Origin of the sequence: Variovorax sp. CAN15, from assembly GCF_030462475.1 — a bacterium.
In the GTDB taxonomy this organism is placed as follows: domain Bacteria; phylum Pseudomonadota; class Gammaproteobacteria; order Burkholderiales; family Burkholderiaceae_C; genus Variovorax.
In genome coordinates this window covers 249,442-267,294 of sequence record NZ_JASMRZ010000001.1, presented here as the reverse complement: position 1 = coordinate 267,294, position 17,853 = coordinate 249,442, and the positions used below count along the sequence as shown (strand labels likewise).

General features: G+C 68.8%; 14 protein-coding genes. 7 read left to right on the top strand and 7 right to left on the bottom strand.

Annotated features, from left to right (window positions below):
* Positions 1-3 precede the first annotated feature (3 nt).
* The 6 genes from QMO14_RS01150 to argE form a co-directional block, all read right to left on the bottom strand.
* Positions 4-1,971 carry an acetyl-CoA carboxylase biotin carboxylase subunit gene (locus QMO14_RS01150; RefSeq protein WP_301503768.1) on the bottom strand — a complete coding sequence of 656 codons (1,968 nt, stop codon included), beginning with the start codon at positions 1,969-1,971 and terminating at the stop codon, positions 4-6.
* On the bottom strand, positions 1,968-3,578 hold the full coding sequence (locus QMO14_RS01145) for an acyl-CoA carboxylase subunit beta (RefSeq protein ID WP_301503767.1): 1,611 nt from the start codon (positions 3,576-3,578) through the stop codon (positions 1,968-1,970). The genes QMO14_RS01150 and QMO14_RS01145 overlap by 4 nt, the downstream gene beginning before the upstream one ends.
* A 74-nt stretch (positions 3,579-3,652) precedes the next feature.
* Positions 3,653-4,426 carry an MHYT domain-containing protein gene (locus QMO14_RS01140; protein WP_301503766.1) on the bottom strand — a complete coding sequence of 258 codons (774 nt, stop codon included), beginning with the start codon at positions 4,424-4,426 and terminating at the stop codon, positions 3,653-3,655.
* A 136-nt stretch (positions 4,427-4,562) separates the two neighbouring features.
* Positions 4,563-6,221 (bottom strand): hypothetical protein, encoded by a 1,659-nt coding sequence (locus QMO14_RS01135; protein ID WP_301503765.1) that lies wholly within the window; start codon positions 6,219-6,221, stop codon positions 4,563-4,565.
* Between the two features lie 125 nt (positions 6,222-6,346).
* Positions 6,347-7,609, bottom strand: coding sequence for a DUF445 domain-containing protein (locus tag QMO14_RS01130; RefSeq protein ID WP_301503764.1), 1,263 nt, complete (start codon positions 7,607-7,609; stop codon positions 6,347-6,349).
* Positions 7,602-8,768: an acetylornithine deacetylase gene (gene argE / locus QMO14_RS01125; RefSeq protein ID WP_301503763.1), complete on the bottom strand. Its 1,167-nt coding sequence runs from the start codon at positions 8,766-8,768 to the stop codon at positions 7,602-7,604. Before argE ends, QMO14_RS01130 begins: the two co-directional genes overlap by 8 nt.
* A 106-nt stretch (positions 8,769-8,874) precedes the next feature.
* On the opposite strand from argE, the gene QMO14_RS01120 reads away from it, so the two are divergent.
* From QMO14_RS01120 to QMO14_RS01105, 4 genes are all read left to right on the top strand, one after another.
* Positions 8,875-10,077 (top strand): glycerophosphodiester phosphodiesterase, encoded by a 1,203-nt coding sequence (locus QMO14_RS01120; RefSeq protein WP_301503762.1) that lies wholly within the window; start codon positions 8,875-8,877, stop codon positions 10,075-10,077.
* Between the two features lie 22 nt (positions 10,078-10,099).
* Positions 10,100-10,615 carry a nucleoside deaminase gene (locus QMO14_RS01115; RefSeq protein WP_301503761.1) on the top strand — a complete coding sequence of 172 codons (516 nt, stop codon included), beginning with the start codon at positions 10,100-10,102 and terminating at the stop codon, positions 10,613-10,615.
* Positions 10,616-10,711: 96 nt separating this feature from the next.
* Entirely contained in the window at positions 10,712-11,914 is a 1,203-nt protein-coding gene (locus QMO14_RS01110; RefSeq protein ID WP_301503760.1) for a M20 aminoacylase family protein, read from the top strand.
* A 51-nt stretch (positions 11,915-11,965) separates the two neighbouring features.
* Positions 11,966-13,060 (top strand): M14 family metallopeptidase, encoded by a 1,095-nt coding sequence (locus QMO14_RS01105; RefSeq protein WP_301503759.1) that lies wholly within the window; start codon positions 11,966-11,968, stop codon positions 13,058-13,060.
* Positions 13,061-13,165: 105 nt separating this feature from the next.
* On the opposite strand, the gene QMO14_RS01100 is transcribed toward QMO14_RS01105, so the two are convergent.
* Positions 13,166-14,290, bottom strand: coding sequence for an ABC transporter substrate-binding protein (locus QMO14_RS01100; RefSeq protein WP_301503758.1), 1,125 nt, complete (start codon positions 14,288-14,290; stop codon positions 13,166-13,168).
* A gap of 51 nt (positions 14,291-14,341) precedes the next feature.
* Between QMO14_RS01100 and QMO14_RS01095 the strand changes: the two genes are divergently transcribed.
* From QMO14_RS01095 to QMO14_RS01085, 3 genes are read left to right on the top strand one after another with little or no spacing between them, the layout of a single operon-like run.
* The gene (locus tag QMO14_RS01095; protein WP_301503757.1) at positions 14,342-16,405 is read left to right on the top strand and encodes a molybdopterin-dependent oxidoreductase; all 2,064 of its coding nucleotides are present in this window, start codon (positions 14,342-14,344) and stop codon (positions 16,403-16,405) included.
* On the top strand, positions 16,402-17,541 hold the full coding sequence (locus QMO14_RS01090) for an aminopeptidase (protein WP_301503756.1): 1,140 nt from the start codon (positions 16,402-16,404) through the stop codon (positions 17,539-17,541). Before QMO14_RS01095 ends, QMO14_RS01090 begins: the two co-directional genes overlap by 4 nt.
* Positions 17,534-17,851, top strand: a complete 318-nt coding sequence (locus tag QMO14_RS01085; protein WP_301503755.1) for a polyhydroxyalkanoic acid system family protein — start codon at positions 17,534-17,536, stop codon at positions 17,849-17,851. Before QMO14_RS01090 ends, QMO14_RS01085 begins: the two co-directional genes overlap by 8 nt.
* Positions 17,852-17,853: the final 2 nt, after the last annotated feature.

The following is a 17,853-nucleotide window of genomic DNA, read 5'->3' as shown; positions in this document are numbered from 1 at the left end:
CTGTCATGCATCGGCGACCTGTGCGACCACATGGCGCGCCGCCACCTGCGCACCCACCGCGACATGCAGGGCGACCTTGCCCGCGCGCGGCGCGCAGTGCACGTGCTCCATCTTCATCGCTTCGAGCGTGACCAGCGGCTGGCCCGCGGCGACTGCCTCGCCCTCGGCCACCAGCAGCGCGATCACGCGGCCGTTCATGGATGCGCGCAGCAGGCCATCGCTGCCACCGTCATCGGCGCGGGTGGCGGCGACGTGTGTGAGGTTGTCGAGCCGGTGGGCCTGTCCGTCGTGGTGGAAGAACACGCGGTGGTCGTGCCGCGCGACGAATGCCTGAACGGACAGTCCGTTGCACGAGAAGCGCAGGCTGCCGTCGCCGGGCAATGCGAGCAGCGCGAGCTGCACCGGCTCTCTGCCGTCCAGCGCGACGTCGAAGCGGGCGGCGCCGCGTGGCGTCACGCGTGCGGCGTGCACCGTGCCGTCGAGCTCGAAGCGCAGGGAGTTTGGAAGCGTGTGCGCCAGCGGCGAGGGCCAGCCGCGTTCGCCGAGCTGCAGCAGCAGCGCGGCGAGTAGCGCTGCGCGGTCGCGGCCCGCTTCGTCGGCGGCGAGCAGTTCGTCGATGTGGTCGGCCACGAATGCGGTCGTCGCCGCACCTTTCGCGAAGACTTCGTGCGACAGCGTGCGCTGCAGCAGCTGCTGGTTGGTCGGTATGCCGAGCGCGACGGTGTCCTGCAGTCCGGCAAGGAGCCTCTGTCTTGCGTCCTCGCGCGTGCGTCCGCTCGCCACCAGCTTGGCGATCATCGAGTCGTAGAAGGGCGGCACCTCGGCGCCGTCGCGCAGGGCGTGCTCGGTGCGCAGCGCGGCGGAAGGACGCCATGCCGCGAGCGTGCCGCTCTGCGGCATGAAGCCCTGCTGCGGATCTTCGGCGCACAGGCGCACTTCGATCGCGTAGCCGGTCATACGCACGTCCTGCTGGGAGATCGGCAGGGGCTCGCCGGCCGCGACGCGCAGCTGCAGTTCGACCAGGTCGAGGCCCGTCACCATCTCGGTCACCGGGTGCTCCACCTGCAGGCGCGTGTTCATTTCCATGAACCAGTACCGGCCCTCGGCATCGAGCAGGAATTCGAGCGTGCCCGCGCCTTCATAGGCGATGGCTTTCGCCGCCGCCACGGCCGTGGCACCCATGCGTTCGCGCAGCGCTTCGGAGACGGCAGGCGAGGGCGCTTCCTCGACCACCTTCTGGTGCCGGCGCTGCACCGAGCAGTCGCGCTCGCCGAGGTGGATGGCGTTGCCGTGCCGGTCGGCGAAAACCTGCACCTCGACATGGCGCGGCGCGACGATGGCGCGCTCCAGGATCACGGTGGCGTCGCCGAATGCGTTGAGCGCTTCCGACTGTGCGCTGCGCAGTTGCGCGGCGAAGTCGGCGGCCGATGCCGCGAGCCGCATGCCGCGCCCGCCGCCGCCGGCCGTGGCCTTGATCATCACTGGCCAGCCGATGCGCGCGGCCTCGGCGGCCAGCGTCTTTTCGCTCTGGTCCTCGCCCTGGTAGCCCGGAATGCAGGGCACTCCGGCCGCCTGCATCAGCCGCTTGGCGCCGGCCTTGTCGCCCATGGCGCGGATGGCTTCGGGCGAGGGGCCGATGAAGACCAGCCCGGCGTCGCGGCAGGCCTGCGCGAAGGCCGCGTTCTCGGCGAGGAAGCCGTAGCCCGGATGCACCGCGTCGGCGCCGCTGGCGCGCGCGGCCTCTACGATCGCGGCGATGTTCAGGTAGCTCTGGGCGGGCAGGGGCTCGCCGATGCACACAGCCTCGTCGGCGAAGCGCACGTGCTCCGAGCCGGCATCGGCGGTGGAGTACACGGCCACGGTGCGATAGCCCATGGCGCGCGCCGTGCGCATCACGCGCACCGCGATCTCGCCGCGGTTGGCGACCAGTACCTTGCGGAATCCGGCGGTGGTGCTGCTGCCTTTGCTCATGGCCGTGCCACCCCGAACTGCATGGGTTGGGTCACGCGGGTGTCGGCGTCGCGGCATACCGAGAGAACCTCGGCCAGCACGGCGCGGGTGTCGCGCGGGTCGATCACGCCGTCGTCCAGCAGCAGGGCGCTGGTGGTGAACACGCTCATCTGCCGGTCGAATCGCTCGACGACCTGCTGCTGCATCGCGTCGATCTTCGCCTGGTCGACCGCGCCCTTTCGCGCCATGCCGGCCTCCATCACGATGGCCATGGTCTTCGCCGCCTGCTCGCCGCCCATCACGGCGGTGCGCGCGTTGGGCCAGCTGAAGCAGAAGCGCGGCGCGAAGCCCCGGCCGCACATGCCGTAGTTGCCCGCGCCGTACGAGGCGCCGCACAGCAGCGTGACCTGCGGCACCGTGGCGTTGGAAACCGCCTGGATCATCTTCGCGCCGTGCTTGATGATGCCGGCCTCCTCATGCGCGCGGCCCACCATGTAGCCGGTGATGTTCTGCAGGTAGACGATGGGCGTGCGCGTCTGGCAGCAGGCCTGGATGAAGTGCGTGGCCTTGGTGGCGCCGTCGGAATCGATGGGGCCGTTGTTGGTGATGATGCCCACGGCATGCCCTTCGAGCCGGATGTGGCCGCAGACGGTGGCGCTGCCGTAGTGCTCGCTGAATTCCAGGAACTCGGAGCCGTCGGCGATGCGCGCGATGACCTCGCGCATGTCCACCGGCCGCCTGCCGTCGCTGGGCATGATGCCGAGAAGCTCCTCGGCGTCATGGCGCGGCGGCGCGAATTGGCGCGGCGCCTCGTCGCGCGCCCAGTCGATGCCGCCGAGGATCGAGCGCGCGATGCGGATGGCGTCGCGGTCGTCCTCCGCGAGGTAGTCGCCCAGGCCCGAGATGTGCGTGTGCATCACGGCACCGCCCAGTTCTTCTTCCGTGGCGATCTCGCCGGTGGCGGCCTTCAGCAGCGGCGGCCCCGCGAGGAAGGCGCGGGTGCGGTCGCGCACCATCACGATGTAGTCTGAAAGACCGGTCTGGTAGGCGCCGCCCGCGGTCGAGGAGCCGTGCGTCACCGTCACCACGGGCAGCCCGGCGGCCGACAGCCGCGCGAGGTTGCGGAAGATGTTGCCGCCGCGCACGAAGTCCTGCACGCGGTAGTGCATGAGGTTGGCACCGGCGCTTTCCACCAGCTGCACGTAGGGCAGCCTGTTCTCCAACGCGATTTCCTGCACGCGCAGCTGCTTGTCGAGGCCCATGGGCTGCAGCGCCCCGGCGTCGATGCCGGAGTCGGAGGCGTTGACCATGCAGCGCACGCCCGAGACGTAGCCGATGCCGGAGATCAGGCCGCCGCCGGGCACGCTCTTCGAGAGATCGGGGTTGTCCTGCCCGAGGCCGGCCAGCGAGGCCAGCGGCAGGAAGGGGGCGCCGGTGTCCAGAAGCAGCGCGATGCGCTCGCGCGGCAGCAGCTGCCCGCGCCTGGCGAAACGCTCGGCCGAGGCCCCGGAGGCCGCGACGGAGCGGGCCTCGTGCTCGCGCACCTGGCCGAGCAGCGCCAGCATGCTGGACCGGTTGGCCTGGAAGGTGTCGCCGGCCGTTTGCAGCCGGGATTCGATGACTGGCATGTGAGAGTCCGTGCAGATCGTTTTTTCGCTCTGCACCGACTCTAGGATGCGGGCGCCGCGCCCGCTTGCGCTTACTAGCTGGCGCGGACCCGGCGGGCGGCGACCGGTGCGTCGAGGCTGCTGCCGGTGACCACCCAGTAGATGAAGATCAGCACCGCGCCGGCCGTGCCGAACACCGTCAGGCCCATGTAGCTGCCGCCGATGGCCAGCGCGTCGACCGGCGCGGCGGCGGTGCAGACCATGCTGGCCGCGCTCATGCCCACGTAGTGCATGGTGCAGACCGCCACGCCCATCACGGCGGCGGCCGCGACCTTGTGCGTGAACTTGCGCAGGTTGAAGGCCAGCCACAGGGCCGCCGCGGCGGCGGTGACTGCGATCAGCACCGACAGCGCCACCGTCGTCAGGTCGAAGTTCATCGAGGCGCGCATGTTCATCGCGAACATGCCCATGTAGTGCATCACGCACACGCCGATGCCCGCCAGCAGGCTGCCGCCGAGCCAGCCCGACCGGCTGAACTTGCGCCGCCCGCCGGCCATGTACAGCGCGATGCCCGAAATCAGGATGGCCGCCACCAGCGACACCACCGTCAGCGGCATGTTGTACGAAATGGCAACCGGCAGCCGGTACGCCAGCATGCCGATGAAGTGCATCGACCAGATGCCGATGCCGCCCAGCGCCACGGCCGCGCAGGCCACGACGGCGAGGTTGGGCTTGCCGTCCGGGCCGACCATCCGCCCGGCGCAGATCAGGGCCACCAGCGAGCCCGCGAAGGAAATGAGGAAGGAGAGCGCCACCATGCCCGGGGAGTACTCGGGCGACAGGATCTGGCCTACGACGAGCGGAGTCATGCGAAGTCCCTTTCAGGTCAAAAGAGCGCCTCGCGGACCTCCCGCCGCCGGATGCGGACGGGACGCCACAAGACGTCCCGCGCAGTCTGTAATGTTTGTTTGTAAAAGTAAACTGAAATTTACACTTATTGTTACCCTACCTTACAGGGCTAATCCGATATATCGAATTGTTGCGATCGGCGGCCATGTAGACGGTGCCGTCGCGGCCCACCGCCACGCCTGTCACCACGTAGGGCGGAGGCAGTCCGGGGCCGGGCGCGAGGCCGATCGGCAGGTTCTCGGCGACGGTGCGGCGGCTGCCGTCGGGTGCGATTTCCACCAGCCGGCGCGCCGCGCTCTCGGCCACGATGAAGCTGCCCCAGGGCGTCTGCGCCAGGCCCTCGGGCAGGGCCAGCCCCTCGGCCACGGCGCGCAGCGGGGCGCTGGCGTCCAGCGGAATGCGCAGCAGCCGGCCGGCCGCCTCGGTTACATAGAGCGCGCCGTCCTGCCCGACGATCATCTGCACCGGGCCGTTCAGGCCGCTGGCGAGCACTGACTTTTGCGCGAACTTCGGCCCGCTGGCGCGCGTGATGCTGCCGGTGGCGATCTCGGCGTAGATCACGCTGCCGTCCGGCATGGGGATGGCGTCGAACGGCGCCTTCAGGCCGTGGATGGTCTCGACCGTCTTCAGCGTCTGGCGGTCGACCAGCTGCACCGTGCCGGTGAACCACGAGCTCAGTGCGAACAGCTTCGGCGACAGGCCGACCGCGAAGGGGTAGTCCAGGTCCGGGTCGCGCTGCATGCGGAACACGTCGCGCACCTCGCCCGTGCGCACGTCGACATGGCGGAAGCCGAAGACGTCGGCCACCCAGAGGTCGTTGCCGTCGATCTTCATGCTCGCCGGCACCGCCACCTTGCCGCTGGTAAGCGTGCGCAACTCGCCGGTGGCGGGGTTGAAGGCCTGCACCTCGTTGTTCGCCATGTTCGAGACGTAGATCGTTCCGTCGGGCGTGTCCTTGGCGATGGCCAGGTTGTCGAGCGAGGGCCGCAGCTGCTTCGCGACCGTCTTGCGGCCTGTGGCCAGCTCCACCCGCACCAGCTCGCCGCTGCGCGCGTCGACCACCCAGAGGTTGCCCTTGCCGTCGAGGTTGGCGGCCGCCGGAATCTTGAAGCCGTCGGCGATCACGGTCATGTTGCCGTTGGCCGGATCGATCTTCACCACCTGGCCCTTGAACCACAGCGGCCCGTAGAGCATGCCGTCGGGCCCCACCTCGAAGCCGTTGAAGCCGCCCATGTCCTTCCTGATGAGTCGCGGCGGCTTCTGGCCCTCGCGGTCGATCTCCCACAGCGCGTCGCCCAGGAACACCTGCGAGGCGTAGAGCTTGCCGTTGCGGCGGTCGAAGTCCAGCGAGTTGATGCCCGGCAGGTCCTTGGCCAGCACGCGCATCGGCGCCGTGTCGCTCTCGCGGTAGCGCAGCATGCCCATGAGGTAGTTGGTCCAGGCGAGCTCGCCCTTCGGGCCCACGGCGATGTCGTCGGCCTGGCCTTCGGGCGCGTCGATGAACACCTTCGCCGCGCCAGTGTTGCGGTCGACCTCCCACATCGTGTTGCCCAGCACCGAGCCCGCGAGCAGCCTGCCCTTGGCGTCGACGGCCAGCCCGTGCACGCCCGCGAAGGCCGAGGGCGCGACCAGCGCTTCGGGCGGTCCCCAGGATGCGGGCCGCGTGGCCGATGGCGGCGCGAGGCTGCCGCAGGCGCCCAGCAGGGTGAGGGTGGCGGTCAGCGCGAGGGCGCCGAGACTGCTTCGACGGTGCATGGTGAGTGTCTCCTCTTGTTGATGCGCGAAGCAGTCTAGGAGCGCCCTGAGGCCGTGGAGTCCCGCCGGGGACACGATGCGGACTTTCGTCCGCTGTGGATTACCCGAGCTTGCTCAGCCGCGTGTCAACCGCGCAGCAGCTGCGTCGCCGTGTGGATCAACAGCCCCACCAGCCCGCCCACCAACGTGCCGTTGATGCGGATGAACTGCAGGTCTCGCCCGATGTGGCGCTCGAGCTCGACCGTCATCTCCTGCGCGTTCCACTCGCCCACGCGCTCCTCGATGTAGCGGCGGATGTCCTCGCGGTAGCGCTCGATGGCCAGCGGCGCGGCCGCCTCGATCTGCTCGTTGATCCAGCGGCGGATGGCCTCGTCGCCCTGCAGCCGCGCGCCCAGCGCGCCGGCCATCGATGCGATGCGCCGGCGGATGGTCGAGTCGTTGCGGCCCAGATCGTCGTGCAGCCATGCGAGCAGTTCGCCCCACAGCCCGTGCAGGTAGTCGCCCAGGGCAGGGTGCGCGACCAGTTCCGCGCGGATCTGCTCGCCGCGCTGCTGGAACTCCGGGTCCAGCTTCAGGCGCACCACGAAGTCGTCGACGAAGTGGTCGAAGCGCCTGCGCATCGGGTGGTCGGGCTCGGCCGCGAGCTCACCGATGGTGCGCGCCACCGCCGCGACGATCTTGCGCGTGGCCAGCTTGGCCGCCACCTGGTCGAGGCCCACGTAGCGCAGCGTCTTGATCTCGCGCGCGATCGCGTCGGTGATGTGCGCCTGCACCTCCTCGCCTTCGAGCAGGCCGGCCACCTGCTGCAGCACGTCGTCGAGCAGCGCCTGGTGGCGTCCGCCGGCGGTGAGCGCGTCCAGTGCCTGGCCCATCAGGCGCGAGAGGTCGATCTTGCCGAGGCCGGATGCGGCGGCGCGGCCCATGAAGTCGCGCACGCGCTCGTCGTCGAAGGCCGAGAGCCCGTAGCGCGTGGCGGCCACGCCCCATTCGCCGAGCTTCTCGCCGCTGGCGGGCCGCGCCAGCCAGTCGGCGATGCGCCCGGCCGCGTCGAACTGGCGCAGCTTGCCGAGCACCTGGGCGGTGCTCAGGAAGTTGTCGCAGATGAAGCCCGCCAGCTTGGCGCCGATGCGGTCCTTGTTGCTCGGAATGATGGCCGTGTGCGGAATCGGCAGGCCCAGTGGATGGCGGAACAGCGCCACCACCGCGAACCAGTCGGCGATGGCGCCCACCATCGCGGCCTCGGCGAAGGCGGCCACGTAGCCCCAGGCCGGATGCCGCGCATGCAGCACGCTCGCCAGCGCATAGAGCAGCGCGGCGCCGCACAGCAGGCCGAGCGCGACGCGCCTCATGCGCCGCGACGAGTCGATGTTGCCGGCGCTCTCAGCCAATGCTCGGCGTGGAGGCCAGGCGCTCCATGAACAGCTCGCAGCGCGCGAGCTGTTCGAGGCTCACGTACTCGTCGGGCTGGTGCGCCTGCTCGATGCTGCCGGGGCCGCACACCACGGTGGGGATGCCGGCGTTCTTGAAAAGACCCGCTTCGGTGCCGAATGCCACCAGCGTGGTGCGTTCCTCGCCCGAGAGGCGCTGCGCCAGCTTGGTGATGGGGTTGTCGGCCGCGCCGAGGAAGCTCGGGATCTCGCAGATGGTCTCGAAGCTGAAGCCGGTGTCGGGCGCCACCTTCTTCATCGCGGGTTCGAGGCTGCCCGCGTAGGCGACCACCTCGGCCTGCATCTTCCCGGCGTCGGCGGTGGGCAGGTCGCGGAACTCGTAGCGGAACTCGGCGTCGCGCGGCACCACGTTGTCGGCGATGCCGCCGTGGAACTGGCCCACGCTCGCGGTGCTGAAGGGAACGTCGAAGCCCTCGTAGCGGGGCTCGCTGCGTTCGAAGCCCTCGGCCATGTCGCGCACCTTGCCGATCACGCGCGCCGCCATCTCGATGGCGTTGACCGACTTCGGCGTGAGCGAGGAGTGCGCCTCCTTGCCGCGCACGCAGCACTTGTAGCGGTACACGCCCTTGTGCGCGATGGCGGGCACCATGCTGGTAGGTTCGCCCACGATGCAGGCGATGGGCTTGATGCCCGCGTCGCGCATGTCGGCGATGAGTTCCTTCACGCCGAAGCAGCCGATCTCTTCCTCGTAGCTGAAGGCGAAGTGCACCGCGAAGGGCGAGTCGCTCTCCAGGAAGCGCTTCGCGTTCGACAGCGCGATGGCGATGAAGCTCTTCATGTCGGCCGAGCCGCGCCCGTAGAGGCGCTCGTCCTGCACCACGGCCGACAGCGGATCGACGCTCCAGTCCTGGCCGTCCCAGGGCACCGTGTCGGTGTGGCCCGAGACGATCACCCCGGCCGGCTTGCCCTCGCCCAGCGTGGCGAAGAGGTTCGCCTTGGTGCGTTCGGCGTTGTAGGTGATGCGGCTCTTCACGCCCAAGCCCGCGAGGTGGCTCTGCGCGAAGTCGATCAGTTGGAGGTTGCTGTTGGCGCTGATGGTGTTCATGCGCACCAGCGTCTGGGCCATCAGCAGGCTTTGGGGGGAAAGCGTAAGGGGCATGCAACACATTCTCCCGGAAGTCGGCGCCGCGCGCGCACGGATGCCGTAGCTGTCACGCGAAACGGGTACCTTGCGCCTCTTCATTCCGGACGGAGAACCCTCGACCATGCGCACCTCTTCCCTTCAGATCGCCCTGACCGCCACCGCAGCCCTCGCACTGGCAGCCTGCAGCAGCACCGGACCTTCCGGTGGCACCAGCAAGCTGCTCACGCTGGACGGCAACCCGCCGCTGGTCATCGCCCACCGCGGCGCCTCGGGCTATCTGCCGGAAGAGACCCTCGAAGCCTATGCCCGCGCCATCGAGCTCGGCGCCGACGTGATCGAGATGGACCTGATCTCCACCAAGGACGGCGTGCTCATCGCCCGCCACGACCCCAACCTCGCCATCAGCACCGACGTGGCCAGGCACCCTCGCTTCGCCTCGCGCAAGAAGACCATCAAGGTCGACGGCGAAACCCAGACCGGCTGGTTCAGCAACGACTTCACGCTGGCCGAGATCAAGACCCTGGGCGCCATCTCCACCGACGCCGAGCGCCCGCAGCAATTCAACGGCAAGTACAAGGTGCCGACCTTCCAGGAGATCATCGACTTCGCCAAGGCCAAGTCGAAGGAAACCGGCCGCACCATCGCCATCTACCCCGAGACCAAGAACCCGACCTACTTCCGCGAGCTCGGCCTGCCGATGGAGGACAAGGTCATCGCCGCCATCAACGCGGCTGGCTGGAACAGCAAGACGGCGCCCATCTACGTGCAGTCCTTCGAGCCGGGCAGCCTCAAGTACATGAAGAGCAAGGGCCTGAACACCAGGCTCATCCAGCTCATCGACGGCGACAGCGTCGACCTGAAGACCGGCGCCGTGACCTTCGCCGTGCCCAGCGACCGCCCCTACGACTGGACCAAGGCCGGCGACAAGCGCAACTTCGACGCCATGGTCACGCCCGCGGGCCTGGCCGAGATCAAGACGTACGCCGACGGCATCGGCCCCTGGAAGCGCTACATCGTGAGCATCAAGGGCACCATCGGTGCGGACGGCAAGCCGGTGGACGTCAACAAGGACGGCAAAATCAACGACGCCGATGCCACCTCTATGGCGCCCACCTCGCTGATCGCCGACGCCCACAAGGCGGGCCTGTTCGTGCACCCCTTCACCTTCCGCAACGAGTCGCGCCGCCTGGCCTCCGACTACAACAAGGACGGCAAGAACGAATACGGCGTGTACTACAAGCTCGGCGTGGACGGCGTGTTCACCGACTTCACCGACACCGCGCTGGCCGCGCGCGCCGAATACCTCAAGAGCATCGGACGCTGATCGATCGGGTTATCGTCCGCGCATGACCACCGACGACACCTCCTCGCCCGACCTGTCCCCGCGCGACCTCGAACTGCTTCGCATGGCCATCCGCCTGTCGGACGAATCGAAGGCGCGCGGGCGCCATCCCTTCGCCGCGCTGGTGGCGAACGAGCGCGGCGAGGTCGTCGTCACCGCGGGCAACAACTCGATGCCGCCCGAGGGCGACCCCACCCAGCACGCCGAGTTGGTGGCCGCCGCGCAGGCCGCGAAGCTGCTCAGCCCCGAGGAGCTCGCGCGCTGCACGCTCTTCACCAGCGCCGAGCCCTGCTGCATGTGCGCGGGCGCGATCTACTGGACCAACATCGGGCGCGTGGTCTACGCGCTTTCCGAACACGCGCTTTTGGGCCTGACCGGCGACCATCCCGAGAACCCGACCTTTTCGCTTCCGTGCCGCGAAGTCTTCGCGCGCGGGCAGCGGCGCGTCGAGGTGGTCGGGCCGCTGCTCGAGCAGGAAGCCGCGGCGCCGCACGTGGGCTTCTGGACGGGCGGGCACTGAGCAAAGGCCCCGGCAGCCCCCTGGGGCTGCGTGTTTCCCGAGGTGCCCTGAAATGCCAGAGTGGATAGACTGGCGTTTTGAGACGGTCCATCCCCCATGAAACTCATCGACTCGATCGTCACGCAGGCGGCCGGCATCGCCGCCGTCCGACGTGACCTCCACGCCCACCCCGAACTCTGCTTCGAAGAAGTCCGCACCGCCGACGTGGTGGCAGGCAAGCTCACCGAATGGGGCATTCCCATCCACCGCGGCCTGGGCACCACCGGCGTGGTGGGCATCGTCAAGAACGGCACCAGCAACCGCGCCGTCGGCCTGCGCGCCGACATGGACGCGCTGCCCGTCACCGAGCTCAACACCTTCGCCCACGCCAGCAAGCACCACGGCAAGATGCACGCCTGCGGCCACGACGGCCACACGGCCATGCTGCTCGCGGCCGCGCAGCACCTGGCGAAGCACCGCAACTTCGACGGCACCGTCTACCTGATCTTCCAGCCCGCCGAAGAAGGCGGCGGCGGTGCCCGCGAGATGATCAAGGAAGGGCTCTTCGAGAAATTCCCGATGGATGCCGTCTTCGGCATGCACAACTGGCCCGGCATGAAGGCCGGCCAGTTCGCGGTGAGCCCCGGCCCCGTGATGGCCTCGGGCAACAAGTTCTTCGTCAACGTGGTGGGCAAGGGCGGCCACGCGGCGCTGCCGCAGACCGGCGTCGACCCGGTCCCGATCGCCTGCGAGATCGTGCAGGCCTTCCAGACCATCCTCACGCGCAAGATGAAGCCGACCGATTCGGCCGTGATCTCCGTCACCACCATCCATGCGGGTGAAGCCAACAACGTGATCCCCGACAACTGCGAGCTGTCGGGCACGGTGCGCACCTTCTCCCTCGAGGTGCTCGACATGATCGAGGCGCGCATGAAGCAGATCTGCGACCACATCTGCGCCGCGCACGACGCGACCTGCGAGTTCCGCTTCGAGCGCTACTACCCGCCCACCATCAACACCGAGGCCGAGGCCGACTTCGCGCGCCGCGTGATGGCCGAGGTCGTGGGCCCCGAGAACGTGCTGAAGCAGGAAGCCGCCATGACCTCCGAAGACTTCGCCTTCATGCTGCAGGCCAAGCCCGGCGCCTACGCCTTCATCGGCAACGGCGACGGCGCGCACCGCGACGTGCACCATGGCGAGGGCCCCTGCACGCTGCACAACGCGAGCTACGACTTCAACGACGATCTGATCCCGCTGGGCGCGACCTGCTGGGTGCAGATCGCGGAGCAGTTCCTCAAGCCCGGCGGCAGCGCCGCCTGATCTGCCGTCGCCTGATTCACGCCTGATTCACCGAGAGAGGTCCCGCGCCACATGATCGGAATCGCCGAAGCCTTTTCGCCGCGCTATTCGCAGGCGCGCCAGAAATTCCTGCAGGGCTGCGTGAGCGCCGGCCTCACGGTCGAGCCGCATGCGCATCCGCTCAAGGGGCGCGAGGGCGAGGAGCTCTCGATGGACGTGGCGCTCGACGGCAAGGCCGATGCGTCGAACCTGCTGATCGTCAGCAGCGCCTGCCACGGCGTCGAAGGCCACTGCGGCAGCGGCGTGCAGGTGTTCGCGCTGCACGACGCCGAGTGGCGCGAGAAGGCGAAGGCGCAGGGCGTGGCGGTGCTGTACGTGCATGCGCTCAATCCGCACGGCTTCTCGTACGGCCGGCGTGTGACCCACGAGAACGTCGACCTCAACCGCAACTTCATCGACTTCTCCAAGCCGGTGCCGGTCAACGAACCCTATGCCAAGCTGCACGGGCTGCTGCTGCCCGACACCTGGCCGCCCACGCCCGAGAACCAGGCGGCTGTCGGCAAATGGATAGAGAAGCACGGCGCCACCGCTTATCAAGCGGCCGTGACCAGCGGCCAGTACCAGTTCGACGACGGGCTGTTCTACGGCGGCAAGGCGCCGACCTGGAGCAACAAGACCATCCGCGAGGTGCTGCGCCGGCATGCGGGCGGCGCCAGGCGCATCGCGTGGATCGACCTGCACACCGGGCTGGGCCCCAACGGCCTGGGCGAACGCATCTTCGCGGGCCGCGACGACAAGGCCGCCTATGCGCGCGCCAATGCGTGGTGGGGCACGCCCGCCGCGCCCGTCACCTCCATCTACGACGGTTCGTCGACCTCGGCGCTGCTGCGCGGGCTGATGTGGGATTCGGTGTACGAGGAGTGCCCGCAGGCCGAGTACACCGGCATCGCGCTCGAGTACGGCACGCTGCCCATCCTCGAGGTGACCGGTGCCCTGCGCGCCGACCACTGGCTGCACAAGCACCCCGAGGCGCCGGCCGACCTGGCCGACGGCATCCGCGCGCGCATGCTGGAGGCGTTCTACACGGACACCGACGCCTGGCGCGGGCAGATCGTCAGCCAGGCACGCCAGGCCATGTTCCAGGCCGTGGACGGCCTGACGGCCTGACCCACCCCCAGGCTTCGCGCACTTCGTGTCGCTACGCCAACCCCCTCAAGGGGGCAATACCTGCGGCCCGGCAAAGCCGGTTCCGCGGTATTCCACGAAAGAAGTTCAGGTCCTGACGCGGCCGTCGCCTGTCAGCATCGACAGCTCGACGAACTTCGAGCCCACGTGGTTCCTGGCCGAGAACGACACCTCGAAGCCGCCGAACTGCTGGCGGTCGATGCTTTCCAGGCCCGCGATCAGGCTGTCGCGCGTTGGCTTGCCAGGCGCCTTGCGCAGGCCTTCCACCAGCACCTTCGCGGCGAGGTAGCCCTCCAGGCTCGAGAAGTTGGCGCTGGCGCCATTGACCTTGCGCACGGCTTCGGTGAACTCGCGCGCCAGCGCGTTGGCCTGGTTGTAGGGCGAGGGCACCACCTGCGTGACCATCACGCCGGCCGCGTCCTTGCCCAGCTCGTCCGCCAGCGCCTGCGTGCCGACGAAGGACATGTTGAAGAAGGTGCCGCCGTAGCCCGCCTTGCGAGCCTCGCGGATGAACGCCGCGCAGGCCTTGTACGCGCCCACCTGCACCACTGCGTCGGGCCGCGCCGCGACGATGGTCTTGACCGCCTGCGCCACGTCGGCCGAGTTGCGCTCCACCGTGGCCAGCGCGACCGGCTTGAGCTGCTGTTCGCCGAGCGCCAGCGTCACGCCATCGAGGCCGGCCTTGCCGTAGGCATCGTTCTGGTAGAAGACCGCGATCTTCTTCAGGCCCAGGTGGGTGAGCTGCTTCACCATCAGCGCCGTCTCGTCGTTGTACGAGGCGCGCAGGTGGAACACGTTCTTCTGGAAGGGCTCGCGCAGCGACATCGCGCCGGTGAAGGGGGCCACGAAGGGCACCTTGTCCTTCACCGCCAGCGGCAGCGCGGCCAGGCTGGTCGGGGTGCCGATGTAGCCGAAGAGCGCGAAGACGTCTTCCTCGATCAGCTTCTGGGTGTTGGCCGCGCAGCGGTCGGGCTCGTAGCCGTCGTCCAGGTTCTTGATGACCACGTTGCGGCGGCCCGGCTGGGCGTTGTACTGGTCGAGGAACAGCTTGGCGCCCTGGTGGAACTGGATGCCCAGCTGCGCTGCCGGGCCGGTGAACGGCGCCGACTGGCCCAGCACCAGCGGCGTGTCCTGCGCCCGGGCGATGCCGAAGCCGCCCAGCGTGGCGGCCGCGCCCGCGGCCAGAGAAAAACGACGTCGATTCAACAACATGATGAAAACCCACTCCAGCGCTCTGAATCGCGCACAAATTAGACTTGCCCGATGGCCCACGCACCGGATACCTTGCTCGAAGAAGCGCCCTCCCAGCCCGCAACGACCACCGTGCTGGGCGCATGCCCGCACGACTGCCCGGACACCTGCGCGCTGGTCACCACCGTCAGGGACGGCGTTGCCGTGAAGCTGCAGGGCAACCCCGCCCATTCGCACACGGGCGGGGTGCTGTGCACCAAGGTGTCGCGCTACATCGAGCGCAACGACCATGCCGAGCGGCTGGTACAGCCCCTGAAGCGCGTCGGCCCCAAGGGAAGTGGCCAGTTCGAGCCGGTGAGCTGGGACGCCGCCCTGGACGACATCGCCGCGAATCTTCGAGTATTACAGGGAAAACCCGAAGCTATTGTCCCCTATAGCTATGCGGGCACCATGGGCCTGGTGCAGGGCGAGTCGATGGACAGGCGCTTCTTCCACAAGCTGGGAGCCAGCCTGCTGGACCGCACGATCTGCTCCATGGCCGGCGGCGAGGCCATGGTCTACACACTGGGCGCCAAGGTCGGCATGCGCATCGAATTCTTCGCCGAGGCGAAGCTCATCCTGATCTGGGGCAGCAATTCCATCGCCAGCAACCTGCATTTCTGGCGCCATGCCCAGGCCGCCAGGCGCGCCGGCGCGCGGCTGGTGTGCATCGACCCGCGCAAGACCGAGACCGCCGACAAGTGCGACGAGCACATCGCGCTGCTGCCCGGCACCGACGCCGCGCTGGCGCTGGCGCTGATGCACGAGCTGATCGTGAACGACTGGCTCGACCACGACTACATCGCCAAGCACACGCTGGGCTGGGAGCAGCTGCGCGAGCGCGCGCTGCAATGGCCGCCGTCGCGCGCGGCGCAGGTCTGCGGCATTCCTGAAGAGCAGATCGTCTCGCTCGCAAAGGCCTACGGCACCACCAGGCCGGCCGCCATCCGCCTGAACTACGGCATGCAGCGCGTGCGCGGCGGCGGCAACGCGGCACGCGCCGTCGCCTGCCTGCCGGCGCTGGTGGGCGCCTGGCGCGACCGCGCGGGCGGCCTGCTGCTGAGCAGCTCGGGCCATTACCCGGTGGACCGCGCCGCGCTGCAGCGTCCCGACCTGCTGGCCGGACGCAAGCCGCGCACCATCAACATGAGCACCATCGGCGACGCGCTGCTCGACACCGCCAACCCGGTAAAGGCCATCGTGGTCTACAACAGCAACCCGGTGGCGGTGGCGCCCGAGTCGGCCAAGGTGGCGGCGGGCTTCGCGCGCGAAGACCTCTTCACCGTGGTGCTGGAGCAGTTCCGCACCGACACCGCCGACTACGCCGACTACCTTCTGCCCGCCACCACGCAGCTGGAGCACTGGGACATCCACTGCAGCTACGGCCACACCGACGTGCTGCTGAACCGCCCGGCCGTGGCGCCGCGCGGCGAGGCCCGCAGCAACGCCTGGGTGTTCCGCGAGCTGGCGCGCCGCATGGGCTTCGACGAGCCCTGCTTCTCCGATTCGGACGAGACGCTGTGCCGCACCGCCTTCGCCGAGCGCAGCATCGACTTCTCCGAGCTGATGGCGCAGGGCTTCAGCAGCCTGAAGCTGCCCGAAGCGCCGTTCGCCGAAGGCGGCTTCCCCACGCCCTCGGGCCGCTGCGAATTCTTCAGCGAGCGCCTGCAGGCCATGGGCATGGACGGCCTGCCCGAGCACGTGCCCAACTGGGAGCCCGCCGGCAGCTCGACCGAATTCCCGCTGGCCATGATCTCGCCGCCGGCGCGCAACTTCCTCAACTCGACCTTCGTCAACGTGACGAGCCTGCGCGCCATCGAGGTCGAGCCGCTGCTCGAAATCCACGAGGCCGACGCCGCCGCGCGCGGCATCGAGGATGGCGCCACGGTGCGCGTGTTCAACAAGCGCGGCGAGCACCGCTGCCGCGCCGAAATCTCGCGCCGCGCACGCCAGGGCGTGGTGCACGGCATGGGCATCTGGTGGCGCAAGTTCGGCATGGACGGCACCAACGTCAACGAGCTCACCAGCCAGCGCCTGACCGACATCGGCCGCGGGCCGACCTTCTACGACTGCCTGGTCGAAGTAGAGAAGGTGTGAGGCCCCTTCGCGTTCTTCCGGCCCTCGCACTGGCCGGCTCGCTCTTCCTGCTCACCGGCTGCGCCGACCTCGGCTACTACTGGCAATCCGCCAGCGGCCACATCGGCATCATGCGGGCTGCCAAGCCGGTGCCCGAATGGCTGGCCGACCCGTCGGTGTCGGCGGCGCTGAAGGCAAAGCTCGAACTCACGCAGCGCATCCGCCGCTTCGCCTCCAGCGAGCTCGGCCTGCCAGACAACGCCAGCTACAAGTCGTACGCCGACCTGCATCGTGCCGCCGCGGTATGGAACGTGGTGGCGGCCCCGCACTATTCGCTCACGCTCAAGAGCTGGTGCTTCCCGGTGGCGGGCTGCGTGGGCTATCGCGGCTACTACAGCGAGGAAGCGGCCAAGGCGGAAGCCGAGGAACAGAAGAAGCTGGACCTGGAAGTGGCCGTGTATCCGGTGCCCGCGTATTCCACGCTGGGCTGGATGAACTGGGCCGGCGGCGATCCGCTGCTGTCCACCTTCATCGGCTACCCCGAGGGCGAGCTGGCGCGCATCGTGTTCCACGAGCTCGCGCACCAGGTGCTCTACGTGGCCGGCGACACGGTGTTCAACGAGTCCTACGCCACGGCGGTCGAGCGCATCGGCGGCGCGATGTGGCTGCAGCGCGAGGCCGGCGACGCCGCGCGGCGCGAGTACGCGCAGTTCGACGCGCAACGCCAGGAATTCCGCGCGCTGGCGCTCGACACCCGCCGCGCCTTGACGAAGGTGTACGAATCGCCCGAAGCCAAGGCCAGGGACTGGACCAAGGTGGAAGCCATGAAGCAGGCCGCCATGGCCGACTTCCGCGAGCGCTACGCGAAGCTGAAGGCGGGCTGGACCGGCCCGCGCCAGAATGCCTACGACGCCTGGGTGGCGCGCGCCAACAACGCAGCCTTCGGTGCGCAGGGCGCGTACGACGACCTCGTGCCCAGCTTCGAGAAACTCTTCGAGCGCGAGGACCGCGACTGGCCGCGCTTCTATGCCGAGGTGCGGCGCATCGCCGCATTGCCGACCATGGAAGAACGCCGCGTCGCCCTGCAGGCAGCGACGGGTATCCTCCAGACCCAGACCAGCCCTGAACACGACAAGACCGGAGATCGCGGTGCCTGACATCCACATCGAACGCAACCACACACTGGGCATCGCGCGCGCGCGCGTCGTCGCGCGCAAGTGGATCCAGCAGGCCGAGCAGGAGTTCGGCCTCGAATGCGTCTACACGCAGGGCGATGGCTGCGACACCGCCACCTTCACGCGCGCCGGCATCGACGGCACCGTCGAAGTCACGGACACCACCTTCAAGCTCGAGGCGACGCTGGGCTTCCTGTTCAGCAGCTTCAGCGAAATGATCGAGGCCAAGATCACGCGCAACCTCGACGCGATGCTCGATGCGTCTCCCCGCGGCGGCACGCGCCTGGCCTGAGC